19 protein-coding genes are annotated in these 23,215 nt (G+C 72.6%); 4 read left to right on the top strand and 15 right to left on the bottom strand.

Annotated features, from left to right (window positions below):
* Positions 1-84: 84 nt before the first annotated feature.
* The 6 genes from araD to IEJ02_RS17550 form a co-directional block, all read right to left on the bottom strand.
* A complete protein-coding gene (araD, locus tag IEJ02_RS17575; RefSeq protein WP_191065737.1) occupies positions 85-1,824 on the bottom strand; it encodes an L-arabinonate dehydratase in 1,740 nt (579 codons plus the stop codon).
* The gene (locus IEJ02_RS17570; RefSeq protein WP_191065736.1) at positions 1,821-2,723 is read right to left on the bottom strand and encodes a dihydrodipicolinate synthase family protein; all 903 of its coding nucleotides are present in this window, start codon (positions 2,721-2,723) and stop codon (positions 1,821-1,823) included. Before IEJ02_RS17570 ends, araD begins: the two co-directional genes overlap by 4 nt.
* A 115-nt stretch (positions 2,724-2,838) precedes the next feature.
* Positions 2,839-3,477, bottom strand: coding sequence for a GntR family transcriptional regulator (locus tag IEJ02_RS17565; RefSeq protein ID WP_191065735.1), 639 nt, complete (start codon positions 3,475-3,477; stop codon positions 2,839-2,841).
* A gap of 141 nt (positions 3,478-3,618) precedes the next feature.
* Positions 3,619-4,794, bottom strand: coding sequence for an MFS transporter (locus IEJ02_RS17560; protein ID WP_191065807.1), 1,176 nt, complete (start codon positions 4,792-4,794; stop codon positions 3,619-3,621).
* 300 nt (positions 4,795-5,094) lie between these two features.
* On the bottom strand, positions 5,095-6,294 hold the full coding sequence (locus tag IEJ02_RS17555; RefSeq protein WP_191065734.1) for a hypothetical protein: 1,200 nt from the start codon (positions 6,292-6,294) through the stop codon (positions 5,095-5,097).
* The gene (locus IEJ02_RS17550) at positions 6,291-7,268 is read right to left on the bottom strand and encodes a 5-dehydro-4-deoxyglucarate dehydratase (RefSeq protein ID WP_191065733.1); all 978 of its coding nucleotides are present in this window, start codon (positions 7,266-7,268) and stop codon (positions 6,291-6,293) included. Before IEJ02_RS17550 ends, IEJ02_RS17555 begins: the two co-directional genes overlap by 4 nt.
* 308 nt (positions 7,269-7,576) lie before the next feature.
* Between IEJ02_RS17550 and IEJ02_RS17545 the strand changes: the two genes are divergently transcribed.
* Positions 7,577-8,386, top strand: coding sequence for an NAD-dependent epimerase/dehydratase family protein (locus IEJ02_RS17545; RefSeq protein ID WP_191065732.1), 810 nt, complete (start codon positions 7,577-7,579; stop codon positions 8,384-8,386).
* Positions 8,387-8,457: 71 nt separating this feature from the next.
* On the opposite strand, the gene IEJ02_RS17540 is transcribed toward IEJ02_RS17545, so the two are convergent.
* The 5 genes from IEJ02_RS17540 to IEJ02_RS17520 all read right to left on the bottom strand — a co-directional run bounded on the left by IEJ02_RS17540 (position 8,458) and on the right by IEJ02_RS17520 (position 12,555).
* Positions 8,458-9,021: a cysteine hydrolase family protein gene (locus IEJ02_RS17540; protein WP_191065731.1), complete on the bottom strand. Its 564-nt coding sequence runs from the start codon at positions 9,019-9,021 to the stop codon at positions 8,458-8,460.
* The gene (locus tag IEJ02_RS17535) at positions 9,018-10,442 is read right to left on the bottom strand and encodes an MFS transporter (RefSeq protein ID WP_191065730.1); all 1,425 of its coding nucleotides are present in this window, start codon (positions 10,440-10,442) and stop codon (positions 9,018-9,020) included. The genes IEJ02_RS17540 and IEJ02_RS17535 overlap by 4 nt, the downstream gene beginning before the upstream one ends.
* Entirely contained in the window at positions 10,439-10,867 is a 429-nt protein-coding gene (locus tag IEJ02_RS17530) for a MarR family winged helix-turn-helix transcriptional regulator (RefSeq protein WP_191065806.1), read from the bottom strand. Before IEJ02_RS17530 ends, IEJ02_RS17535 begins: the two co-directional genes overlap by 4 nt.
* A 94-nt stretch (positions 10,868-10,961) precedes the next feature.
* On the bottom strand, positions 10,962-11,924 hold the full coding sequence (locus IEJ02_RS17525) for an SDR family NAD(P)-dependent oxidoreductase (protein WP_191065729.1): 963 nt from the start codon (positions 11,922-11,924) through the stop codon (positions 10,962-10,964).
* Positions 11,925-11,988: 64 nt separating this feature from the next.
* On the bottom strand, positions 11,989-12,555 hold the full coding sequence (locus IEJ02_RS17520) for a TetR/AcrR family transcriptional regulator (protein WP_191065728.1): 567 nt from the start codon (positions 12,553-12,555) through the stop codon (positions 11,989-11,991).
* 127 nt (positions 12,556-12,682) lie between these two features.
* On the opposite strand from IEJ02_RS17520, the gene IEJ02_RS17515 reads away from it, so the two are divergent.
* Both IEJ02_RS17515 and IEJ02_RS17510 read left to right on the top strand, forming a co-directional pair.
* Positions 12,683-13,672 carry a DMT family transporter gene (locus IEJ02_RS17515; RefSeq protein ID WP_223863983.1) on the top strand — a complete coding sequence of 330 codons (990 nt, stop codon included), beginning with the start codon at positions 12,683-12,685 and terminating at the stop codon, positions 13,670-13,672.
* A gap of 34 nt (positions 13,673-13,706) precedes the next feature.
* Positions 13,707-14,921: a TerD family protein gene (locus tag IEJ02_RS17510; RefSeq protein ID WP_191065805.1), complete on the top strand. Its 1,215-nt coding sequence runs from the start codon at positions 13,707-13,709 to the stop codon at positions 14,919-14,921.
* Positions 14,922-15,036: 115 nt separating this feature from the next.
* Here IEJ02_RS17510 and IEJ02_RS17505 read toward each other — a convergent pair whose 3' ends face one another.
* The 3 genes from IEJ02_RS17505 to IEJ02_RS17495 all read right to left on the bottom strand — a co-directional run bounded on the left by IEJ02_RS17505 (position 15,037) and on the right by IEJ02_RS17495 (position 19,651).
* Positions 15,037-16,101, bottom strand: a complete 1,065-nt coding sequence (locus IEJ02_RS17505; protein WP_191065804.1) for an LLM class flavin-dependent oxidoreductase — start codon at positions 16,099-16,101, stop codon at positions 15,037-15,039.
* Positions 16,102-16,224: 123 nt separating this feature from the next.
* Positions 16,225-17,673, bottom strand: coding sequence for an alkaline phosphatase PhoX (locus tag IEJ02_RS17500; protein WP_191065727.1), 1,449 nt, complete (start codon positions 17,671-17,673; stop codon positions 16,225-16,227).
* 460 nt (positions 17,674-18,133) lie between these two features.
* On the bottom strand, positions 18,134-19,651 hold the full coding sequence (locus tag IEJ02_RS17495) for a hypothetical protein (protein WP_191065726.1): 1,518 nt from the start codon (positions 19,649-19,651) through the stop codon (positions 18,134-18,136).
* 492 nt (positions 19,652-20,143) lie between these two features.
* On the opposite strand from IEJ02_RS17495, the gene IEJ02_RS17490 reads away from it, so the two are divergent.
* A complete protein-coding gene (locus IEJ02_RS17490; RefSeq protein WP_191065725.1) occupies positions 20,144-21,970 on the top strand; it encodes a DUF8508 domain-containing protein in 1,827 nt (608 codons plus the stop codon).
* A 132-nt stretch (positions 21,971-22,102) separates the two neighbouring features.
* Here the strand turns inward: IEJ02_RS17490 and dapD are convergent, their stop codons facing one another.
* Positions 22,103-23,092 carry a 2,3,4,5-tetrahydropyridine-2,6-dicarboxylate N-succinyltransferase gene (gene dapD / locus IEJ02_RS17485; protein WP_137977451.1) on the bottom strand — a complete coding sequence of 330 codons (990 nt, stop codon included), beginning with the start codon at positions 23,090-23,092 and terminating at the stop codon, positions 22,103-22,105.
* Between the last annotated feature and the right edge of the window lie 123 nt (positions 23,093-23,215).

Genomic DNA, 23,215 nt, shown 5'->3' with positions numbered 1-23,215 from the left:
GGGGGCTGGTGAAGCGCTTCCGTGAAGCGCTTACCGAATGCCGTTCGGGATCTCGTACAAAATTTTTCGCGCCGGGAGATGGCGTCAGCCCGCGTAGGGTTCGGGCACCGCCCCGGGGCGGGCCAGGAAGCGGAAGTCGCAGCCGGTGTCGGCCTGGGTCATCTGCTCCTGGTAGAGCGCGCCGTAGCCGCGCTCGTAGCGGGGCGGCGGGGCCGTCCAGCGCGCCCGGCGCCGCTCCAGCTCGGCGTCGTCCACCTCCAGCCGCAGCACCCGCGCCGCGACGTCCAGGGTGATCGGATCGCCGTCGCGGACGAGGGCGAGCGGGCCGCCGACATACGACTCGGGCGCGATGTGCAGCACACAGGCCCCGTAACTGGTGCCGCTCATCCGGGCGTCGGAGATCCGCACCATGTCCCGCACCCCCTGCTTCAGCAGGTGGTCGGGGATCGGCAGCATCCCGTACTCGGGCATTCCGGGGCCGCCGAGGGGACCCGCGTTGCGCAGCACCAGCACGCTGTCCTCGGTGATGCCGAGACCGGGGTCGTTGATGGTGGCCTGCATCGTCCTGTAGTCGTCGAAGACCACGGCGGGGCCGGTGTGTTTCAGCAGCCGGGGCTCGGCCGCGATGTGCTTGATGACGGCGCCGTCCGGGCACAGGTTGCCGCGCAGCACCGCCACCCCGCCCTCCTCGGCCAGCGGGTGGTCGCGGTCCCGGATCACCTCGGGGTTGTGCACCAGGGCACCGTCGAGCTGTTCGCGCAGTGTGGGGTGGGCGACGGTGGGGCGGTCCAGGTGCAGGACGTCCGTGAGCCGGGAGAGGAAACCCGGGAGCCCGCCCGCGAAGTGGAAGTCCTCCATCAGGTACCGGCCGCCGGGCCGCAGGTCGGCCAGCACGGGGACGGTACGCGCGATCCGGTCGAAGTCGTCGAGGGTGAGCCGCACCCCGGACCGGCCCGCCATGGCGATCAGATGGATCACCGCGTTGGTCGAGCCGCCGAGGGCGAGCACGGTCGCGACCGCGTCCTCGTACGCCTCCCTGGTGAGGAGTTCCGAGAGCCGGAGGTCCTGCCAGACCAGCTCGACCACGCGTAACCCGGAGGCGGCGGCCATCCGGTCGTGCCCGGAGTCCACGGCCGGGATGGACGAGGCGCCGGGCACGGTCACGCCCAGCGCCTCGGCGGCGGCCGTCAGCGTGGAGGCGGTGCCCATCGTCATGCAGTGGCCGGGTGAGCGGGCCAGTCCCCGCTCCAGCTCGGAGATCTCGCAGTCGCCGATCAGCCCGGCCCGCTTGTCGTCCCAGTACTTCCACATGTCGGTGCCCGAGCCCAGCACCTGGTCGCGCCAGTGGCCGGGCAGCATCGGCCCGGCCGGGACGAAGACCGCCGGGAGGTCGGCGCTGGCCGCGCCCATCAGCAGCGCCGGGGTGGACTTGTCGCAGCCGCCCAGCAGCACGGCGCCGTCGACCGGGTACGAGCGGAGCAGCTCCTCGGTCTCCATGGCGAGGAGGTTGCGGTAGAGCATGGGGGTGGGCTTCTGGAAGGTCTCGGAGAGCGTGGAGACCGGGAACTCCAGCGGGAAGCCGCCCGCCTGCCAGATCCCGCGCTTGACCGCCTGGGCGCGGTCGCGCAGGTGCACATGGCAGGGGTTGATGTCGCTCCAGGTGTTGAGGATCGCGATGACCGGCTTGCCCAGGTGTTCCTCGGGGAGATAGCCGAGCTGGCGGGTGCGGGCCCGGTGGCTGAAGGAGCGCAGGCCGTCCGTGCCGTACCACTGGTGGCTGCGCAGCTCGTCGGGGCGCCTGCGCGTGCGCCGTGGGGCACTCATACCGACCACCCCTCGACGATCGCGGCGACTTCCGCGCGCCTCGGCTCGGGCAGCGGCTTGCTCGGGGCGCGGACGTCGCGCCGGCATAAGCCCATCGCGGCAAGCGCTTCCTTGACCACCGTGACGTTGTTGGCGGACTGCCGCTCGGCCCTGAGGTCCTCGAACCGCCGGATCTGCTCCCACACCTTCATCGCGCCCGGGTAGTCCCCCGCGCGCAGCGCGCCCAGCATGTTGAGCGAGACATTGGGGGCCACGTTGACCAGGCCCGAGGTGAAGCCGGTGGCGCCGACCGCCCAGTACGAGGGCGCGTACAGCTCGGCGAGCCCGGCCACCCAGACGAACCGGTCAAGACCGGCGTCGCGCGCCACGGCGGCGAAGCGGGTGGCGTCGTGGACCGCGTACTTGACCCCGATGACATTGGGGCACGCCTCGCCGAGCCGGGCGATCGCCGCGCCCTCGATGAGCGGATTGCGCAGATACGGCACCACGCCGAGTTCGGGGACGGCCTCGGCGATGGTGCGGTGGTAGTCGATCCAGCCGTCCTGGGCGACGTACGGATGCACCGGCTGGTGGACCATCACCATGTCGGCCCCGGCCGCGCGGGCGTGCCGGGCGGCCTCGACCGCGGTGGCGGCGTCATGACCGACCCCGACGAGGACGGCGGCCCGCCCGGCGGCCTCCTCGACGGTCAGCTCGGTGACCAGCCGCCGCTCCTCGAGGGTGAGGGCGTAGAACTCCCCGGTGTTGCCGTTCGGGGTGACGGCCTTGACCCCGCCGTCGAGGAGCCGGCGGAGCAGGGCGCGGTAGGCGGCTCGGTCCACGGCGCCCTCGGTGTCGTACGGGGTCACCGGGATCGCCACGACGTCCGCGAGCGCCGTCCTCAGCGGTGAGTAGTCCATACGAACCCTTTCTCTCGATGGTCGGCATCGGGACGAGCTGTTCGGATGGTGCTGAGTGCTGGGTGCTGGGTGCTGGGTGCTGAGTGCTGGGGTCGGCGGCCGGGGCCGCCGGGTGCTACTCCCCTTCGGGGAAGGCGCGCCGGACGAAGGAGGCGATGTGCTCGTGCAGTGCGCGGGCCGCCCCGTCGGCGTCGCCGTCGAGCGCGCGGGCGAGGATCTCCCGGTGCTCACGGGCCTCCCGCTCCCAGGAGGGCACCGCCTGCCAGGCGATGGTGGACACCAGCGCGGCCTGGTCGCGCAGTTCGTCGAGCATCCGGGTCAGCAGGGGGTTGCCGCAGGGCAGATACAGCGCCCGGTGGAAGTCGCGGTTGGCGAGCGACCGCCCGGCCGGATCGGCGGCCGCGTCCGACCGCTCCAGCGCGGCCCCGGCCGCCTCCAGCCCGGCCCGCGCGGCCACGGTCCGGCGCAGCGCCTCGGGCTCGAGGAGCAGCCGCACATCGTAGACGGCGTGCGCCATCGCGGCGTCCACGGTCCTGACCGTGGCCCCCTTGTACTCGCTCATCACCACGAGCCCCCGCCCCGCGAGCGTCTTGAGCGCCTCCCGCACAGGCGTCTTGGACACCCCGAACTGCGCGGCCAACTCGGCCTCCACCAACGCCTGCCCGGGCCGCAACCCCCCGGTGAGAATCGCGTGCTTGACCGCCTCCAGCACATACTGGGTGCGGGAGGGGATCGGGCTCGGGGCGATGTCCATGGATGCTCTCAGATCTCGCGTATCGCGTCTCATATATGACATACGAAGTACGACGCGATGAAATTAGGGCGACCACAGTGGTTCGTCAACGGTTCTGACAAAAACTGTCCGAGGGTGGCCAAAGCCGGGCGCGTGCCGCCCTTACGCCCGCTCGGGGGCGTCGGTGGGCGCCGGGTGGGGGTGTTGGGTGATGGCTTCGGGGAGGGCGGGTTCGTTCAGGGGGCGGAGGAGGAGGCAGCCGAGGGCGGGGAGGGCTATCAGGGGGGCCAGGGCGGTTTGGAGGGTGGTGGCGTCGGCCAGGGCGCCGATGAGGGGGCTGGCCAGGCCGCCGACGCTGACCGTCAGGCCCAGGGTGACCCCGCTGGCGGTGCCCACGCGGCGGGGCAGGTAGTCCTGGCCGAGGGTGACGTGCAGGGAGAACGGCACGTAGAGCCCGGCCGAGGCGAGGGCCACGCAGAGGTAGAGCGCCGGGCCGGGGACGAGGACGACGCCCGCGACGGCGAGGACGGTCAGGGCGTACGACCACCGGACGACCGGGACGCGGCCGTGGCGGGCGGCGAGTCCGCCCCCGGCCACCGTGCCCGCCGCGCCGCCCGCGTAGAGCACGAACAGGGCGGCGGTACCGGCCAGTTCGCCTCCGCCCACGCGCTCGCGGACGTACAGGGAGATGAACGCGCTCAGCCCGACGAAGACGATCGAGCGGCACATGATGGCGCCGGACAGCCGGAGGAAGGAGGGCCAGTCGTCCCGCCCCTCTCCCCCGCGGCTCGCCCGCGGCGATCCGGCCGCCGCGCCCGGGGCCCTGAGCGCCCGCAGCGCGGCCGCGCACAGGGCGGCTCCGGCGACGGCGGGCACGGCCAGCAGCGGGGAGGCGCGCAGACCGCCGGTGGCGATGACGGCGGCGACCGCGAGCGGCGCGGCGGCGAAGCCGATGTTGCCGCCGAGGGAGAACCAGCTCATCGCGGTGTGGCTGCCCCGGCTGGCGAGCCGGGCCACCCGGGCGGACTCGGGGTGGTACGCGGCCACGCCGATCCCGGAGACCGCGACCACCACAAGGGTCGCCGCATAGGAGCCGGTGACCCCGCTCAGCGCCACCCCCGCACCGCCCACCAGCGTGCTCACCGGCAGCAGCCACGGCATGGCCCACCGGTCGGTGAGCGCCCCGAACAGCGGCTGTACGACGGACGACAGCAGCGAGGCCGCCAGGACGACACCGGAGGCGGCGGCGTAGCCGTAGGCCCGTTCCGAGACGAGGAACGGCACCAGCGCGGCCACCGCTCCCTGGTAGATGTCCACGCAGGCGTGTCCCAGGGACATCAGCGCGATGGGCCTGCGGTGTGCGGTGGTCCGTTTCGTGGTGCGTTTCGTCGACACCCTTCGATGGTGGCGATGCCACCGGGTGTCGCGCTTCCGATCATCCGCCGCGCTGTCCCGGAAACCCGCCAGGCGCTCCGCTGGAAGTGCCCCGGCCTGCCGTCGATCGTCTGCGGCTCCGTCGTGGCGGGGCGCGCCCCGCCACGACGGAGCCGCACATTGACACAGCCCCGGGCCCCTTCAGGGCGGTGGGTCCCGGGCCGGGTCCGCGCGTCTCCTCGTCTTCGCGTCTCCGAGCTGGGCTCAGCTCAGCTCGGCCAGGGCCGTGCGGACGGCCGCCAGGTCCTGGTCCGAGGCCAGACCGGCGTGGTACAGGCGGAGCTCGTCCGCGCCCAGCTCCACCGCGTGGGCCGCGTCCCGGGCCAGCGTCGCCGGGCTGCCGCCCATCCCCGCCACCACCGTGAAGTTGGCGGCGAGCACGGTCCGTTCGGTCCGGTGCGGGACGAACGGCGGCAGGACCCCGGAGCGCGCTGCCTCGCCCCCCGTGCACGGCAGTACCACCCCGTCGGCCTGGGCCAGCACATCGGCCGGATCCACGCCCACGTTGGCGCCGAGCCTGTGGGGGGCCGGGTCGGCGTGCAGCAGGACCTGGAAGTCCTCGTCCGCCGCGGCCCTTACGGCGGCCACGGCCTCGGCCCGCAGACCACTCGCGATCCGGTCGCGCCAGGCCGCGAAGAGCGCGGCGTGGTCGGCCCCGAGCAGCTTCTCGACCTCGGCCCACTCCCCCGCGCGGTCACCGCCGTCCGCGGTCGTCTCGCCCGCCCACACCGGCCGCAGGGCCCGCACGACGAGCTCGCGCAGCTCCTCGGGGTCGGCGCCCAGCTCGGCGTAGCCCGCCTCGCAGCTCTCGCAGAAGCACAGCGACATCAGATACTGGCCGGCGCCGCCCAGCGGCACCCCGCCGATCTTGTCGTGGGCGTGCAGATGGGCCAGCCCGTACCAGCCGCAGGACTCCAGCTCGGTGCCGCGGGCGCCGGGCCGTACGGCGGCCTCGGCGGCCAGGTCCACCAGATAGCCGCGCACCTCGGGGCGGGCGATGCACGGCGCCCACGGGTAGCGGTCGCCATAGGCGTTGCGCACGGCGATCCGCGGATGCTCCTCGCCCAGCCGGGTGTTGTGCGCGAGCACCACCCAGGCGTGGACCTCGAGACCGGCGTCGGCCAGCGCGGCGGCCGCCTCGCCGTACGGGTCGTCGCCCGGCACCCACGACTGCTCGTACGGCCGCAGCTCGCGCCCCTGCCAGCGCTCGGCGCTCGGCGGGTAGAGCACGGCCGCGTGGCGGGCGGTGACGATGCGGTGGCCGGGGTGGCGCGGGGTCAGGGCCCGGGTGGAGTGGTAGGCGGAGGCCAGCGTCACCTGCTGGACGCCGAGGTCAGCGATGCGGCGCGCGGCGTCCGGGTCCCCGACGACGTCCCAGGGGTAGACGAAGGCGGAAGCCTTCACCGCCCCTCCCCGTCCCCGTTCCCGTTCTTGTCTCCGTCCCCTTCCCCGTCCCCGACCAGCGCCATGCCGCGTTCGATCAGCTCGGCCAGCTCCTTGACGTGGGCGGGGCTGGGCTCGCTCAGCGGCGGGCGCACCTCGCCGACGTCCAGCCCGCGCAGCCGGACCCCCGCCTTGACCAGCGACACCGCATAGCCGCGGCCCTGGTTGCGGAGCTCGACCAGCGGCCGGTAGAAGCCGTCCAGCAGCTTGTTGGCGGTCTCGTCGTCGCCCGTCATGAGCGCCTTGTGGAAGGCGAGGGCGACCTCGGGGACGAAGCAGAAGACGGCCGAGGAGTAGAGCGTCACGCCGATGCCGCGGTAGGCGAGGCCGGTCAGCTCGGCGGTCGGCAGCCCGTTGAAGTAGCGGAAGTCCTCGTCGGGGGCGTCCGCCCGCACCGCGCTCACGACGCGCTGCATCAGGTCGAGGTCGCCGATGCCGTCCTTGAGGCCGATGATGCCGGGCACCTTGGCGAGCCGGGCCACGGAGTCCGGGGTCAGGACGGCGTTGTCCCGCTGGTAGACGATGATGTCGAGGTCGGTCGCGCCCGCGAGGGCGCTGTAGTGGCGGATCAGCCCCTCCTGATCGGCCACGACCAGATACGGCGGCATGGCGAGCAGCCCGTCCGCACCGGCCCGCTCGGCCAGCTTGGCGTACTGGATCGCCAGCGCGGTCCCGTACCCGGCGCCCGCGACCACCGGCACCCGCCCGGCGGCCTCCTCCACGGCGACCGCGACGCAGTCGTGGAACTCCTCGGGCGTCAGGGCGTGGAACTCGCCCGTGCCGCAGCACGCGAAGACGGCGCCCGCTCCCGCCTCGATCCCGGCGCGGACGTGCGCGCGATAGATCTCCAGGTCCAGGGCGCCATCGGGACCGTAGGCGGTCACGGGGAAGAACAGCAGTCCGTCAAGGCGCTCGGCGAGTGAGGCTGAGGTCACGGGCTTCTCCCTGTCGTGTACACCGACCCGCCGTCACCCACCGACGCAGTGTGCACGTTTCTGATCGTCATCTACATTCGTGAACAAGTTCACCGTAAGGCAGCCATCGCCCGCCGGTCAAGGGCGCCAACGGGGTGACGCCACTCACCCGACGGTGAATTCCCTGGCAACGCGCCACCCTTGACGGCCCATGCGCCGATCCTTACGGTGTCCATGAATCTGAACCACATACATGAATAAAAACCCCCTACGCAAGAGCCCTCTGCGCGACAACCCCATAACGCGATACCCCTACGGAGGATCCGCCCATGCCCGCTCCCCGCACCGTCCTCCTCACCGGCGCCGCCGGCGGCATGGGCACCTTGATGCGCGAGCTGCTGCCGCCGTACGGATACCAGCTGCGGCTGCTCGACCAGCTCCCCATCGAGGGCGAGCCGGACGCGATCACCGCGGACCTGTCCGACCGGGACGCCCTGCGCGAGGCCGTGCGGGGCGTTGACGCGATCATCCATCTCGCGGGTATCTCCCTGGAAGCCCCGTTCGAGAAGATCCTGCGGGCCAATATCGAGGGCACGTACAACGTGTACGAGGCGGCCCGCGAGGCCGGGGTCCGCCGGATCGTCTTCGCCTCCAGCAACCACGCCGTGGGCTTCACCCCGCGCCCGGTGGGCGACGACCCGCTCATCCCGCTCGACACCCCGCGCCGCCCCGACACCTACTACGGGCTGTCCAAGGCGTTCGGCGAGGACCTGGCCTCCTTCTACTGGGACAAGCACGGCATCGAGACGGTCGCCATCCGCATCGGCTCCTGCTTCCCCGAGCCGACGACGGTCCGCATGCTGTCCATCTGGATGAGCCCGGCGGACGGCGCCCGGCTCCTCCACGCCGCCCTCACGGCGGAGAACGTGGGCTTCACGACGGTCTACGGCAGCTCGGCCAACACCCGCCTGTGGTGGGACCTCTCCTCGGCCCGCGCCCTGGGGTACGAGCCGAGGGACGACTCCGAGCCGTACGCCGCGAAGCTGATCGCCGAACAGGGCGAACTGGAGCCGGGCAACCCCGACCACGAGTACCTCGGCGGCGCGTTCTGCACCAACCCGCCCATCTGGCCGCGCTGACGCGTTCGGGCGCGACCCTGGCACCCGAGCACCGGAGCCGCCATCGGGCCCCGCCCCCCACCGGCCGGGGCTCAGCCCGCCGTCTTGGCCCACTCCTCCACCGTCGTGACCTCGGCCTGCGACGGAAACACCTTCTCGATGAGCAGCCGGTGGACCTCCGGGTCCGGGTCGTAGCAGGCGTCGGACAGGACCGTGAGCCGGAAGTCGAGGTCGGCGGCCTGGCGCAGGGTGGACAGGACGACGCCGCCGGTCGCGACGCCGGTCAGGACGAGATGGGTGATCTCGCCGGACCGCAGCACCACGTCCAGGTCGCTGCCGGCGAACGCGCTGACCCGCCGCTTGGTGACCACGACCTCGTCCGGCCGGGGCGCCACACCGGCATGGATGGCGATCTTGGGGTCGTCCTCGGTGTAGAGACCCGGCGGCAGGGAGCCCATGATCTTGTTGCGGGCCGAGGCCTCGGGACGGCCGGAGCGGAAGCCGACGACGACATACACGACGGGGATCCCGGCGTTACGGGCCGCGTCGACCGCACGGCTCACGCGCTCCACATAGCCGGGGTCCTGGACGCGGGCCACGATGCCCTCCTGGACGTCCATCACGAGCAGAGCCGTCTTGTTCGCGTTCATGTTCATGAGGCCTTTCGTTGCGCGGAAGAGGAGTCGTCCGAACCGATACGGCCCAGCGAGCGGTCCACGAGCGTCAGCGCCAGACACAGACCGGTGATGGCGAGCATGAACCAGGCCAGGCCGTGCAGCCCGCCGGTGTCGGCGCGGGCGCCGAAGAAGGCGCCGTTGGCGCTGGAGGCGACGATCGCGCCGAGGTAGAAGAAGGTGCGGAGCAGCCCCGCCGAGGAGCCCATCCGCTCCGGATCGGCCTGGTGGTAGACCGCGTTCTGCAGGGCGAGGTTCATCAGCCCCTGCGGTACGCCGAAGACGAGCGCGACGACGATCAGCGGCCATATCGCGCTGTCCGGCTGGAGCGGGAGCAGCAGGGCGCAGCCGACGATCTGCGCCACGGCCCCCACCAGCAGCTTGCCGCGCACGGCGGCGCGGCGGCCGGTGGCCGTGGACACCGCGATGCCGGTCAGGAACAGGGGCAGTTGGGCGAGCCCCGCCTGTGAGGCCGTCAGCCCCCGGCCGTCCTGGAGCCACTGGGTGTAGCCGTACAGAAAGACGTACGAGACGACGGAGACGAGGAGCGCGCGGGCGTAGGTGAGCAGCAGGGGCGGATTGCCGCCGAACACCCGCAGATCGATGAACGGCTCCGCCGCCCGCAGCTCCCGCACCGCGAACCCGGCCGCCGCCACCGCCATCAGCAACGGCAGGTACCACCGGTCGGCCCGGGGCTCCATCAGGAACAGCAGCAGCGAGACGAGCATCGCGGCGAACAGCCCCATGCCGATCAGATCCAGCCGGACACGCTCATCGGTGCGCTCCGCCAGGGGCCGCTCCTTCGGCAGACGCCATACGCCGAGGATCAGACCGGCCGCCGCAAGCGGGATGTTGACGGCGAACGTGGTGCGCCAGCCGCCCAGCCCGATCAGCAGTCCGCCCAGGGGCGGTCCGATGACCGCGATGGTCTGACTGGCGACCGCGAGCGTGGCGAGGACCCCGGCGGGGCTCTCCTGGCCGGTCCGCCGGGCCTCCCCGCGGATGAGGTACATCGAGGCCGGATAGCCCGCGCAGGTGCCGAACCCGAGCACCACCCGCGCGACGACCAGCGTCCCCAGGTTCGGGGCGAGCAGACCGATCAGCCCCGCGATCCCCGTCAGCGTCGCCCCGGCGAGGAAGAGGCGGCGCGGCCCGTAGAGGTCGATCAGCCGGCCCATGACCGGCTGGCCTATCGAGGTGGCCAGATAGAGCGCGGAGACCAGCCAGGCCGTCTGCGACGGCGGTGCCCCGAACGCGGCGCCGATCGGCACCAGCGACACGGAGATGATGGAGGAGTTGACCGGGTTCAGTACCGAACCCAGGATCATCGGCGCGAGGAGCTTACGGTCGAAGGCGCCCCGCGCGGTGGTTTTGGTCTTTCGCCGTACGAGCCGCTCGATCATGCGCGGCTGAGCCGGTCCAGCAGGGCCAGCGCCTCGAGGATGGTCTCCCGTTCCGCTTCCGTATAGCCGGCCTCCAGGGCCTGGGCGAGCCATTCCTCGCCCGCCCGCCGCTTGTCGTCCAGGAACGCGCTGCCGGTGTCGCTCACCGAGACCAGCTGCCGCCGACCGTCGTCGGGATCGGGGCGCCGCTGGATCAGCCCGCGCTGGTCCAGCACGGCGAGCGTGGCCGCCATCGACTGCGGCCGTACGCGCTCGGCCGCCGCCAGCGCGCTGGCCGAGGCGGGGCCCTCCTTGCTGAGCCTGCTGAGCGCGGACGTCTGCGAGGGGGTGAGCTCCTCGAGGTCGTACGTCTCCTTGATCCGCCGCCGCAGCCGACCGACTACGACACGGATCTCATGCGCGGCGCGCACGGCGGACGCGGACATGCCGCCAGGGGTCTCTGCCATGCCCCTCACGGTAATTTCTTCAGCCCAGCCTGTCCAGTTAAAACTGAACAGACTGGACTGCCTATCTACCCGGCTATGAGGCGAAGGCGTCGACCCCTGTCAGCTCGGCCGACAGCGCCCACAGCCGCGCCGCCCGCTCCGGGTCGGTGGCCCAGGCGCTCACCCCGCCGCCCAGTTCGGTGCCCTCCGGCGCCGGCTCGGCGATGTCGCAGTCCTCGCAGTACACACCGCCCATGCCCGCGAGCCGCGGCGAGGTCGCCGCCCAGACCTGGGTGGCCGCACCCTCCTCGGGCGTCTTCCAGCCGACGTTGGTGGGGCTGGTGTCGATCGTCTCGGTCAGCTCCGCCAGTTCCTCCGGGGACATATGGCGGCCCAGCTGAGTGGCGATCGTGCCGGGGTGCACGGAGAACGCCCGCACACCGGCGTTCCGCCCCTGCGCGTCGAGGTGCAGCGCGAACAGGGCGTTGGCGGTCTTGGCCTGCCCGTACGCCTGCCACTTGTCGTAGGCGTGCCGCTCGAAGTGCGGGTCGTCCCAGTGGACGTCCGAGAGCTGGTGCCCATTGGAGGAGACGGACACCACGCGTGCGCCGCTCCGGGCGATGGCGGGCCACAGCCGGTTGGTCAGGGCGTAGTGCCCCAGGTGGTTGATGGCGAACTGGGCTTCCCAGCCGGGACCCACCCGGGTTTCGGGCGCGGCCATGATCCCGGCGTTGTTGATCAGAATGTCGATACCGCGACCGGACGCGAGGAACTCCTCCGCGAAGGCCCGGACGCTGTCCAGGTCCGCGAGATCCAGCTCGGCGACCTCCACGCCCTCGATCCCGCCGAGCGCTTCGACGGCGGTCGAACGCCGCCGCGCGGGCACGACGACATGGGCACCCGCACCGGCGAGGGCCCGCGTCGTCTCCAGCCCGAGCCCCGAATAACCGCCGGTCACGAGCGCGAGCTTCCCGGACAGGTCGATGCCCGTGAGAACGTCGCTCGTCGTACTGCGCACCCCGAAACCGGAGCCGATCGCATGCTGTTGGGTCGTCATGCGGGGAACGTACGGTTTCGAGCGCGCTCAAGGTCAAACCACGCGCTGGAGCGACGCGCCCGGGTCAGGCTGCCCGGGCCCGCTCCAGCGCCCGCAGGGCCAGCTCACGCGCGGTGCCGACCGGATCGCCGACCACCGAGAGACCGGTCAGCACCGTGGCCCCCTCGTGGAGCAGCAGCAGCTCGTCCGCCGGCTCGTCGGGGGCCGCCACGCCCGCCTCCTCGCACAGCTGCCGCAGATAGCCCCGCAGCCAGCGCTTCTGGTCGGCGATCACCTGCCGCGCCGGATGCCCGGCGTCCGGCAGTTCGGCCGCCGCGTTGACGAAGCCGCAGCCGCGCGGGTTCTCGCGGCGCACCCACTCGGCGAGCGCGTCGAACGTGGCGAGGGCACGATCCGCCGGGGGCGACTTCTCGACCTCGGCGGTGAGCCACGCCCGCCACCGCTCATCGCGCTCCCGCAGATACGCGGCGACCAGCGCCTCCTTGGAGCCGAAGCGGTCGTACAGCGTCTTCTTGGTGACTCCGGCGCGCTTGGCGATCAGGTCCACTCCGACCGCGTGGATCCCCTGCCCGTAGAACAGCTCGGCGGCGGTGTCGAGGATGCGGCGCGCGGCGGGGGTGAGCGCTTCCATGCCGTGATCACCTCCGGGTGAAGGGTTGACGCGTATACCGATCTGTTTAGTCTAGTGGGCGAGGGAGTAAACAGACCGGTATACCCGGAACGGATCCGGAACCCCAACCCAGAACGAGGAACGCCCCATGCCCGTCAGCGCCGCCGTCACCGCCATCGGCCTCGTCGTGATGTGGAGCTCCGGCTTCATCGGAGCCGAGCTCGGCACCCGGGAGGCCGCCGCCGACACCCTGCTGATGTGGCGCTTCCTCGCGGCGGCGGCGGTCCTGGGCGGCGCCTGGGCGCTGCTGAGGCGCCGCAGGCCGCGCCCGCGCGCCGTGGCCGAGCAGGCGGTGATCGGCGCGCTTTCGCAGGGCGGCTATCTCGGCGGGATCGTCTGGGCGGTCGGGCTCGGCGTGCCGTCCGGCACCGCCGCGCTGATCGCCGCGTTGCAGCCGCTCGCGGCGGGCGCGCTGGCCGGGCGCCTGCTGGGGGAGACGGTGAGCCCGCGCCAGTGGGCGGGGCTGGCCATCGGCCTCGGCGGGGTCGCGCTCGTCGTCCAGGGCGATCTGTCGGCGGGCCCGGCCGCCCCGGCGTGGGCGTACGGGCTGCCCTTCGCCGCCATGGCGGCGCTGCTGGCCGCGAGCTTCCTGGAACGCAGGGTGCGGGCGCCGCTCGACCCCGTGGACGCCATACCGCTGCACTGTCTCGTGAGCGCCGTGCTGTTCACCGGGGTCGCCGTGGCCGGAGGCCATGCGGCGCCCCCGGCGGGCGGGGGCTTCTGGGCCGCGGTGGCCTGGACGGTGCTGCTCTCCACGGTCGGCGGCTACGGCTTCTACTGGCTGAGCCTGCGCCGCAACGGCGTCACCCGCACCAGCGCGCTGATCTACCTCACGCCCCCGACCACGCTGGTGTGGGCGTACGCGATGTTCGGGGACGCGCCCGGCTGGACGGCGCTCGCGGGCATGGCGGTGTGCGTGATCGGGGTGACGGCGGCCACCGCGCGCCGCCGCCCCGACCGGTCGGCGCGGCTCGCGGAGGATCCAGTCCGTGATCGAGCGGTGCCGCGGCTTCCAACCGGGCCGACCGCGCCGGGACAGGGCCCAGCAGAAGTCACTCCGCAGGTCAAGGAACCGTAAAGCGGGGACGTTCGTTACCCCGGGCATGACCGCTATGACACCCGGCTCGAACCTCCCCCTCTCCGTCGCGCGCGTGGCGGTTGACGTCACCGCTCCGGTGCGGCTCGACGTATCGGGCCTGCTGCTCACCGCCGACGGCAAAGTGCGTTCCGACGACGACTTCGTCTTCTACAACCAGCCCACCGGACCGGGCGTGACCCACCGCGCCGGGGCGGCGGGCGCGGGCGACACCATCACGGTGGACACCGCCGCCGTCCCCGCCGATATCGAGAAGATCGTGGTGACCGCGAGCCTGGACGCCCCCGGGGCGACGTTCGCGGGCACCGAGCCGACCGCCACCGTGCGCGGCGCCGACGACGGCGCGGTGATCGCCACGTTCACCCCGCCGCGGCTGGGCAACGAGACCGCGCTGGTGGTCGTGGAGGTGTACCGGCGCAATGGGGCGTGGAAGGTGCGCGCGGTCGGGCAGGGGTATGCCAACGGTCTGGCGGGCATCGCCACCGACTTCGGCGTGACGGTCGAGGAGCCCGCCGCCCCGGCCGCCCCCGTCACCCCCGCCGCCCAGACGCCGCCCCCGCCGAGCGGTCCGCCCGCCGGTTTCCAGCCCCCGCCGCCCATGCCGACCGCACCCCCGGCCGCGGCGCCCGCCGCCGCACCGGCCCCGGCCACCGGGAAGATCAACCTGGACAAGGGCCGGGTCAGCCTGCAGAAGAACCAGACGGTGTCCCTGGTCAAGGGCGGCCGCCCGGTGCTCAGCTCGGTGCGGATGGGCCTGGGCTGGGAGCCCGCCTTCCGCGGCAAGGACATCGACCTGGACGCGTCCGTGATCGCCTTCGGTGTCGACCGCAAGAAGATCGACGCCTGTTTCTTCGGCAAGCTGGCCATCCTCAACGGCGCCATCCAGCACTCCGGCGACAACCTCACCGGTGAGGGCGGGGGCGACGACGAGTCCATCACCGTCCACCTCGGCGGCCTCCCGCCCGAGGTCACCGGCCTGGTCTTCACGGTCAACTCCTTCTCCGGCCAGAAGTTCACCGATGTGGCCAAGGCGTACTGCCGCCTGCTCGACGCCCAGAGCGGCGAGGAGCTGGTCCGCTTCGACCTCACCCACGCCGAGCCGCGCACGGGCGTGATGATGGCGAAGCTGATCAAGCAGTTCTCGGGCGAGTGGGAGATGACCGCGATGGGCGAGTACGTGGACTCGCGCACCGTCCGGGGCATGGCCAAGCCCGCCGGCAAGGCCCTGTGAGTTACGGCCGGGGAGCGGCAAGCGGCCGCGGACGTCTGGTCCGCGGCCGAAGGCCGGGAGTCCCGTTGTCGCGTCACCGCGGATGCGCCGCCCATGCCCTCGGCTCGGCCTGCGGTCAACGCGATGGCGTTGCGGCCGGTACGGAAGCGGCAGCCGGGCCGGGGCCGGAGTCGCCGGACAGCCCCGCCACGCGGGCCAGGCGGCGGTAGGAGTCCAGGAGGGCGTCGCGGTCGTAGGTGCTCGTCGTGACCAGCACCTCGTCGGCGTCGCTGCGCCCGATCAGCTCCTCGAGCGCGGCGGCGACCTCGTCCTCCGTGCCGTACAGCTGGCCGCGCAGGCCCCGCTCGTAGAAGCCGCGCTCCTTCTCGGTCATCTCCCGGGCCTCGATCTCCGAGGCCGGGGCCAGGGGCGGGAAGACGCCGTGGGTGCGGGAGTGGGCCATCGACCATGCCTCGGGGAGCAGCAGTCCGCGGGCCTCCTCCGTGGTGCCGGCGACCGCGACATTGCCCGAGACGACGACGTACGGAGCGGAGGACCACGCCGAGGGGCGGAAGCCCGCGCGGTAGCGGTCGATCGCCCGCAGCATCTCGTCCCGGCCCCGCAGATCGCCGATCACCAGGGAGAGTCCGGCCCGCGCCGCCAGGTCCGCGCCGGCGCCGGTGGCCAGGACGAAGACGGGCGGCCGCAGCCCCTCCGCCGGGTGGGCGTGGACCTGGGGGTGGGCGTCCTGCTCGCCGGTGAACCAGCCCAGCAGCTCGTCCAGTTGGGCGCCGAAGTCCCGCGCGGCGTCCTTCTCGGCGCCCAGGGCGCGCCGGATGCCGTCGGTGAAGCCGACGGAGCGGCCCAGGCCCATGTCGATCCGGCCCGGGAAGAGGGATTCGAGCACCCCGAACTGCTCCGCCACGACCATCGGTCGGTGGTTCGGCAGCATCACGCCGCCCGTGCCCACGCGGATGCGGACCGTCGCCGCCGCGACGGCGGACGCCAGCACCGTGGGCGCCGAACCGGCGACGCCGGGCACGCTGTGGTGCTCGGAGACCCAGAAGCGGTGGTAGCCGAGCGCCTCGGCGGCCTGCGCGAACCGTACGGTGTCGCGCAGCGCCTGCGACCGCTCCCGCCCCTGACGGGTGCGGGAGCGGTCCAGGATGGAGAAGGGGGTGGTGCGCAGGCGTGAGGTCACACTCACGTCAACGCGTGCCCCGGCCGGGACGATTCCCCGGCCGCGCTCGGCGTCAGCCCCCGGCCGGGCTCGGCGTCAGCCCCCGGGCCGGGCTCGGCGTCAGCCCCCCGTTCTCGCTCGGCGTCAGCGCTGGCGGCGCCAGGGGCCGGTGATCGCGAGCATGATGCCCGGCACCTGGATGTTGGCGTACAGCGTCGAGCCGTCGGGCGAGAAGACCACACCGGTGAACTCGCTGAACTCCGGCTCCTCCGCGCTGCCGATGTTCAGGTCGTTGCGCGCGATCGGGTACGTCCGGCCGTCCTCGGTGGCGCCGAAGAGGTGCTGGATGCCCTCGCCGTCCTCGGCGATGACCAGACCGCCGTACGGCGAGACCGTGATGTTGTCCGGGCCGTCGAAGGCGCCGTCCTTCGACGGGTCGGGGTTGACGCCCAGCAGCACCTTGAGGGTGAGGGTGCGGCGCTTGGGGTCGTAGAACCAGACCTGGCCGTCGTGCTGGACCGGGCTCTCCTCACGGGCGTACGAGGAGACGATGTACGCGCCGCCGTCCGCCCACCACATGCCCTCCAGCTTGCGGGCCCGGGTGATCTGGCCGTCGGCGAACTGCTTGCGCACCGGCACGGACTTCGCGTCGCGGTCCGGCACCGGCTCCCAGTCCACGCCGTAGACCGTGCCGATCTTGGTGGCGCGGGACAGGTCGTCCACGAAGTTGCCGCCCGAGTCGTAGCACTTGGGGGCCTGGAGCTCGCCCGCGTCGTCGGCCAGCGTGGCCAGCTTGCCGCGCCCGTGCTGGAAGCCCTTCGGCGGAACCCAGCGGTAGAGCAGGCCGTTCGGCTTGGAGGCGTCCTCGGTGAGGTAGAGGTGGCCGCTCTTGGGGTCCACGACGACGGCCTCGTGGGCGTACCGGCCCAGGGCCTTGATCGGCTTCGGGCCGCGGTTGGCCTTGCGGTCGTGCGGGTCGACCTCGAAGACGTAGCCGTGGTCCTTGGTCATGCCGTTCTGACCGGCCTTGTCCTCGGTCTCCTCGCAGGTCAGCCAGGTGCCCCAGGGCGTGCGGCCACCGGCGCAGTTGGTGGAGGTGCCCGCGATGCCGACCCACTCGGTGACGTGGTCGCCGTGCTTGGAGACCTCGACGACGGTGCAGCCGCCGGAGGCCGCCGGGTCGTAGACCAGGCCCTCGGTCAGCGGGACCGGGTGCGGCCACTTGCTGCGGGGGCCGCTCAGCTCGTGATTGTTGACCAGCAGCGTCGCACCGCGCGAGCCCTCGAAGGTGGCGGTGCCGTCGTGGTTGGACGGGGTGGACTCGCCGGACTCCAGCTTCGTCTCACCGGTGCGGGTGATGATCTTGTAGCGAAAGCCCTCGGGGAGGGCCAGGATGCCCTTGGGGTCCGCGATGAGCGGGCCGTAGCCGAGCGACGAGCCGCCGTGGCCCGCGGTGCCCGCGACGCCCTCCTCGGTCGCCTCAGCGGCGAGCGCGCCGGGTGCGGTGGCGAGCACCCCCGCGCTTCCGACCAGGGCGAGCCCGGCCCCGGTGTACGCGGAACGCCTCGCGAAGTCTCTTCGGCTGAGCGACATGTCTTCTCCCCAACGCAGGATGGTGTCCTCCGGACTGCGGCCATACGCTCCCGTCCCTGGCCGAACATCAGTTGAACGGCACGCGACATCAACGGACGAATGGCCGCCGATCCCTTATACGGCGGGGAAAGAGTTACGGCTCTGCGCGGCGCTCAACTTTCCGGCCGACGGACGCCGCGGGCCCTCACGGCGCGCCCCCGGGACGAGACCGGCCCCGCCCACACCCGCGCCCGCACCCGGGCCGCACCCGCACCCGGGCGTGCCCGACGGATCTTTCCCCTCCCCGCCCCTTCCCGATACCAGGGGCATTGCCCCTGGACCCCGAGTCTGAGGCAGAGCCCTGCCACGCGGCGGAGCCGCATATCGGTACTGCGGGAAGGGGCGGGGAGGGGAGCAGCCCGCCGCAGGCGTCCTCCCGCGCGGCGGGGGAGGCGAGACGCCGGCGGCTGTCGGGGTGCGGTTATGCCCTTGAGCGGGCCTTGAAGGCGGCCTTGCGAGCCTCCTTGGCGGCCTTCTTGTCCGGATGCAGGCGGCCCATCGCCTCCAGCACGTCCGCCGTCGCCGGGTGGTCCACCCGCCAGGCCGAGTCGAAGAAGCTGCCGGACTGGTCCACCAGACCCCGTACCAGGTCACGCAGTTCCGCCGAGTCGCCCTCGGAGGCGAGCTGGGCCGCGAGGGTGTCCACGGTGAGCCAGAAGACCATCTCCTCCGACGGCTCCGGCACGCCCACCACCCCGCGCTCGGCCAGCCAGACCCGGGCCAGCCCGCCCAGGTGGCGGTCGTCGAGCACCTCGCGCAGGGCGGGCTCGGCCTCGGGCCCGGCCAGCGAGAGCGTCTGCTGGCAGGTGAGGCGGCGCAGCGGCGCGTCCTCGTCGTCGCCGCGGGCGGCGGCCAGCAGCTCGCGGGCGGCCTCCTCGGGCGTACGGCGGGCCAGCCACTGCTCGGCCTCGGCCTGCGCGGCGGGCTCGGGGTGGCCGGGGAGGGCGCCCAGCAGGATGTCGGCGCCCCTGTCGGCAAGGTCGCCCACGGCCGGGGCGTCGATGCCCGCCTCGAGCATCCGGGCCCGTACGGCGTAGACGCCGAGCGGGGTGAGCCGCACCATGCCGTAGCGGGAGACGTCCTCGTCCTCGAGCTCCTGGGCCGTCTCGGGCTCCTGGATCCGGCCCTCGCCGTCGACCTCCTGGATCAGCGCCTCGTCCACCGGCTGGTAGTCGACCAGGCCCGTCGGGGCGAGCAGCCGGAACTGGTCGTCCAGCCGCACCATCGCCTCGGAGACCTCTTCGAGGATGTCGTCGGTGGGCTCGTCCATGTCCTCGGGGATGATCATGGAGGCGACCAGCGCGGGCAGCGGTACGGGGGCCGTGGCGGCCTCCTCGTCCAGGGCGGTCAGCAGATAGAGGTTGCCCAGCACCCCGTCGAGGAACTCGGCCTCCTCCTCCGGGTCCCAGTCGAGCGCGTCGAGGTCGAGCTCACCGCCATCGCCGATCTGGGCGGCGATGTCGCTCAGATCGGGGGCGGCGGCGTCGGCCAGCACCGTCTCGAAACCGTCGAGCCAGATGTCCAGGATGTCGCGGGGGCCGCCCCCGGTGATCAGCCGCAGCTCCTCGCCGCTGGTCGCGACGGCGGAGAACTCGTCCTCGGCCGTCGCCTCGCCCTCCGCGTCACCACCGGCACCATCGCCGTCGCCGTCGGCCCCGGTCGGCTCCTCGATCTCGACCAGCCCGGTGTCCACCGCCAGCTGCCACGCCTGCGCCACGTAAAGCGGCCCGTCCTCGTCCTCCGTGAGCCCCAGCAGCTCGGTCGCCTCCCGCAGCTCCCCCTCCGGCAGCGCCCCGCCCGACGCCACCGGCTTCCCCTGCTCGGCCCAGCGGGCGAGCCGGACCGCGCGGGCGAGCAGCGGCGCGGCGAGTGCGTCCCGCGCGAGTTCCGCGTCGGTGCGAAGCCGCACGGGCGGCATGGTGGGGCGCTCTTCTGGCATGGGCGGACGTCACTCCTCGAGGGCACGGAAGTCGCGGGCGCGGAGGTCGCGGGCGCGAATGCGGGGCTATGCGGCTGTACGGCTATGGGGCTGTGGCGCCATGGGTCCACGGGACCGTGGAGCCATGGGGGTACGGCGATGCGGGTGTACCGGCGCGGGTGCGCGGATACGGCCCGGACCCCAGCGTAGACGGAACGGGACGGCACTTTCGTCCCGATGTGGTCTGCGCCCCCTCCCGTGCCACATCCCGCGCCCCCTCACGTGCCGCATACGGTGCCGTATCCCGCGCCACGGCATGCGGTGAATCCAGCCGGCGGACTGAAGGGAACCGGCCACGGCGAGGGGTGGGGGGCGGCCCTCGTTCATGTCTCCGTCCCGTTTCCGCCATGCCCGGGCCACCCGTCCTCCCTTGACAACTTCCCTGGCGACGAAAGAGATTGACGCGCGTAGAGGCAGATTCCTCGCCGTTCACTCCTTTCCGGAGGCTCCGCCATGTCCCTTCGCGCCCCGCGCGGACCCGTCGCCCTCACCGCCGTCGCCGCCTCGGCCCTCGCGGCCGGGCTGCTCGCCGTGCCCTCGTCGGCCTCCGCCGCCGAGGTCCGCATCCATGACATCCAGGGCAGCACCCGGATATCCCCGCTCGCCGGACAGCAGGTGAGCGACGTCCCCGGCACGGTCACGGCGATACGCGCCTTCGGCTCCTCGCGCGGCTTCTGGATCCAGGACACCCAGCCCGACAAGGACGCGGCCACCAGCGAGGCGATCTTCGTCTTCACCGGGTCGACCACGCCCTCGGTCGCCGTGGGCGACTCGGTGCTGGTCTCCGGGACGGTGTCCGAGTACTACCCGGGCGGCAAGGACGCCGGTGGGCAGTCGCTCACCGAGCTCTCCAAGGCGACCTGGACGGTCCGGTCCTCCGGCAACGCGCTGCCCGCCGCCTACCGGCTCAACCCCTCCACGATCCCCGACCGCTACGCCCCGGACGCCGGTGGCGACCCCATCGAGGGGCTGGCGCTGCGGCCGCGCTCCTACGCCCTGGACCGCTACGAGTCGCTGGAGGGCATGCGGGTCTCGGTCGAGAACGCCCCCGTGGTCGGCGCGACCAACACCTACAAGGAGCTGTGGGTCACCGCCGAGCCCCACCACCGGCGCACCGCGCGCGGCGGCGCCCTCTACAGCTCGTACCGCGACCCGAACGCGGGCCGGGTGAAGGTGGTCTCGCTCCTCCCCTACGCCCAGCACCCCTTCCCCGTGGCGGACGTCGGCGACGCGCTGACCGGCACCACGGCCGGGCCGCTGGACTACGACAACTTCGGCGGCTACACGATCGCGGCCACCGCGATGGGCGAACTGGCCGACCACGGCCCGCAGCGGGAGACCACCCGCAAGCAGAAGGCGGACGAACTCTCCATCGCCACCTACAACGTGGAGAACCTCTCCCCCAAGACCGCCCAGTCGAAGTTCGACCGGCTGGCCACCGGCCTCGTGGAGCACCTCGCCTCGCCGGACATCGTCGCCCTGGAGGAGGTCCAGGACGACAACGGCGCGACGAACGACTCGGTGGTCAGCGCCGACGCCACGCTGAAGAAGCTCACCGACGCCATCAAGGCGGCGGGCGGTCCCGCGTACCAATGGCGGCAGATCAACCCGGTGGACGACCAGGACGGCGGTGAGCCGGGCGGCAACATCCGCGTGGCGTTCCTCTACAACCCCGAGCGGGTCTCCTTCACCGACATCCCCGGCGGCGACTCCACCACCCCCGTCAAGGTCGAGGAGAAGGGCGGCAAGGCCACGCTGTCGGCCTCCCCCGGCCGTATCGACCCGGCGAACGGCGTCTGGAAGAACAGCCGCAAGCCGCTGGTCGGGCAGTTCTCCTTCCGGGGCCGCCCGGTCTTCGTGGTCGCGAACCACTTCAACTCCAAGGGCGGCGACCAGGGCCTGGACAGCCGCTTCCAGCCCCCGGCCCGCTCCTCGGAGACCCAGCGCACCGGGCAGGCCACGGCGGTCAACACCTTCGTCAAGGCGCTGCTGAACGCCGACCCGAAGGCGTCCGTGGTCGTCGCGGGCGACCTCAACGACTACCAGTTCTCGCCCGCGCTGGCCGACCTCACCGAGGGCGGTGTGCTGACGGACCTGGTGACCCGGCTGCCGGAGGACGAGCGCTACGGCTATGTCTACAACGGCAATTCGCAGGTGCTGGACCACATCCTGACCAGCCGCGCGCTGCGCCGCGCCGACTACGACATCGTGCACATCAACGCCGAGTTCTCGGACCAGTCCAGCGACCACGACCCGCAGGTGGTGCGAGTGCGCCCCTGAGTGGAGGTTGTGGGCAATCGTCACTCCCCCAGCTACCGCTGGGAGGTGCCCCCTGGCGGGACGGGTGGGCACAACACCACCCACCCGCCCGCACCCGGCGACGAAACCCAACGGGGGCGAACCCCGGCCAACTCAGTTGTGGCTGTGCAGCGCCTCGTTCAGCCCGCCCCAAGAACCGGTCCGGGGCAGCGCCTCCACCGTGCCGGTGATGGAGTTGCGGCGGAAGAGGAGGTTGTTGACGCCGGAGAGCTCCAGGGCCTTGGCGATCTTGCCGTCCGGGAGCGTGACGCGGGTGCCCGCCGTCACATACAGCCCCGCCTCGACGATGCAGTCGTCGCCGAGCGAGATGCCCAGGCCCGCCTCGGCGCCGAGCAGGCAGCGCTCGCCGATGGTGATCGTCTGCTTGCCGCCGCCGGAGAGGGTGCCCATGATCGAGGCACCGCCGCCGACGTCGGAGCCGTCGCCGACCACGACGCCCGCGCTGATCCGGCCCTCGACCATGGAGGTGCCGAGCGTTCCGGCGTTGAAGTTGACGAAGCCCTCGTGCATGACCGTGGTCCCGGAGGCGAGGTGGGCGCCGAGGCGGACCCGGTCGGCGTCGCCGATGCGGACGCCGGCGGGGACGACGTAGTCGGTCATCCGGGGGAACTTGTCGACACTGGTCACCGACAGCTGCAGCCCCTCGGCGCGGGCGGCGAGCCGGGCCCGCTCCACCTGGTCGGCGGCGACGGGGCCGAGCGAGGTCCAGGCGACGTTGGCCAGCAGGCCGAACTGGCCGTCCAGGCTCAGGCCGTGCGGCTTGACCAGGCGGTGGCTGAGCAGATGCAGCCGCAGATAGACGTCGTGCGCGTCCCCGGGCTTCTCGTCCAGCGAGGCGATGACCGTGCGGACGGCGACGACCTCGACGCCGCGCCGGGGGTCCGGTCCGACCGCCTTGAGGGCGGTCTCGCCCAGCAGCTGCGTGGTGCGCTCGGCGTCGAGCCGCTCGGTCCCGGCCGGGCCGGGCTCGGCGGTCAGCTCGGGGGCCGGGAACCAGGTGTCCAGGACGGTGCCGTCCTCGGTGAGGGTGGCGAGACCGGCGGCGACGGCGCCGGTGGGGGCGGTGGTGGGTGCATCGGTCATGGTCAGAACGCTAACCGGAGCCGGGCCCGGGAGGCGAACCGGTCTCAGCGAGCGGTCCCGGGCGGTCCGCCGTACGGTCTCAGCGAACGGGCGGTCCGCCGTACGGTCTCAGCGAGCGATCGG

The sequence above is a fragment of the Streptomyces sp. 5-10 genome (genome assembly GCF_014712245.1).
Taxonomy (GTDB): domain Bacteria; phylum Actinomycetota; class Actinomycetes; order Streptomycetales; family Streptomycetaceae; genus Streptomyces; species Streptomyces violaceusniger.
The sequence above is the reverse complement of the archived record's forward strand: the minus strand, read 5'-3'. Positions and strand labels throughout refer to the sequence as shown.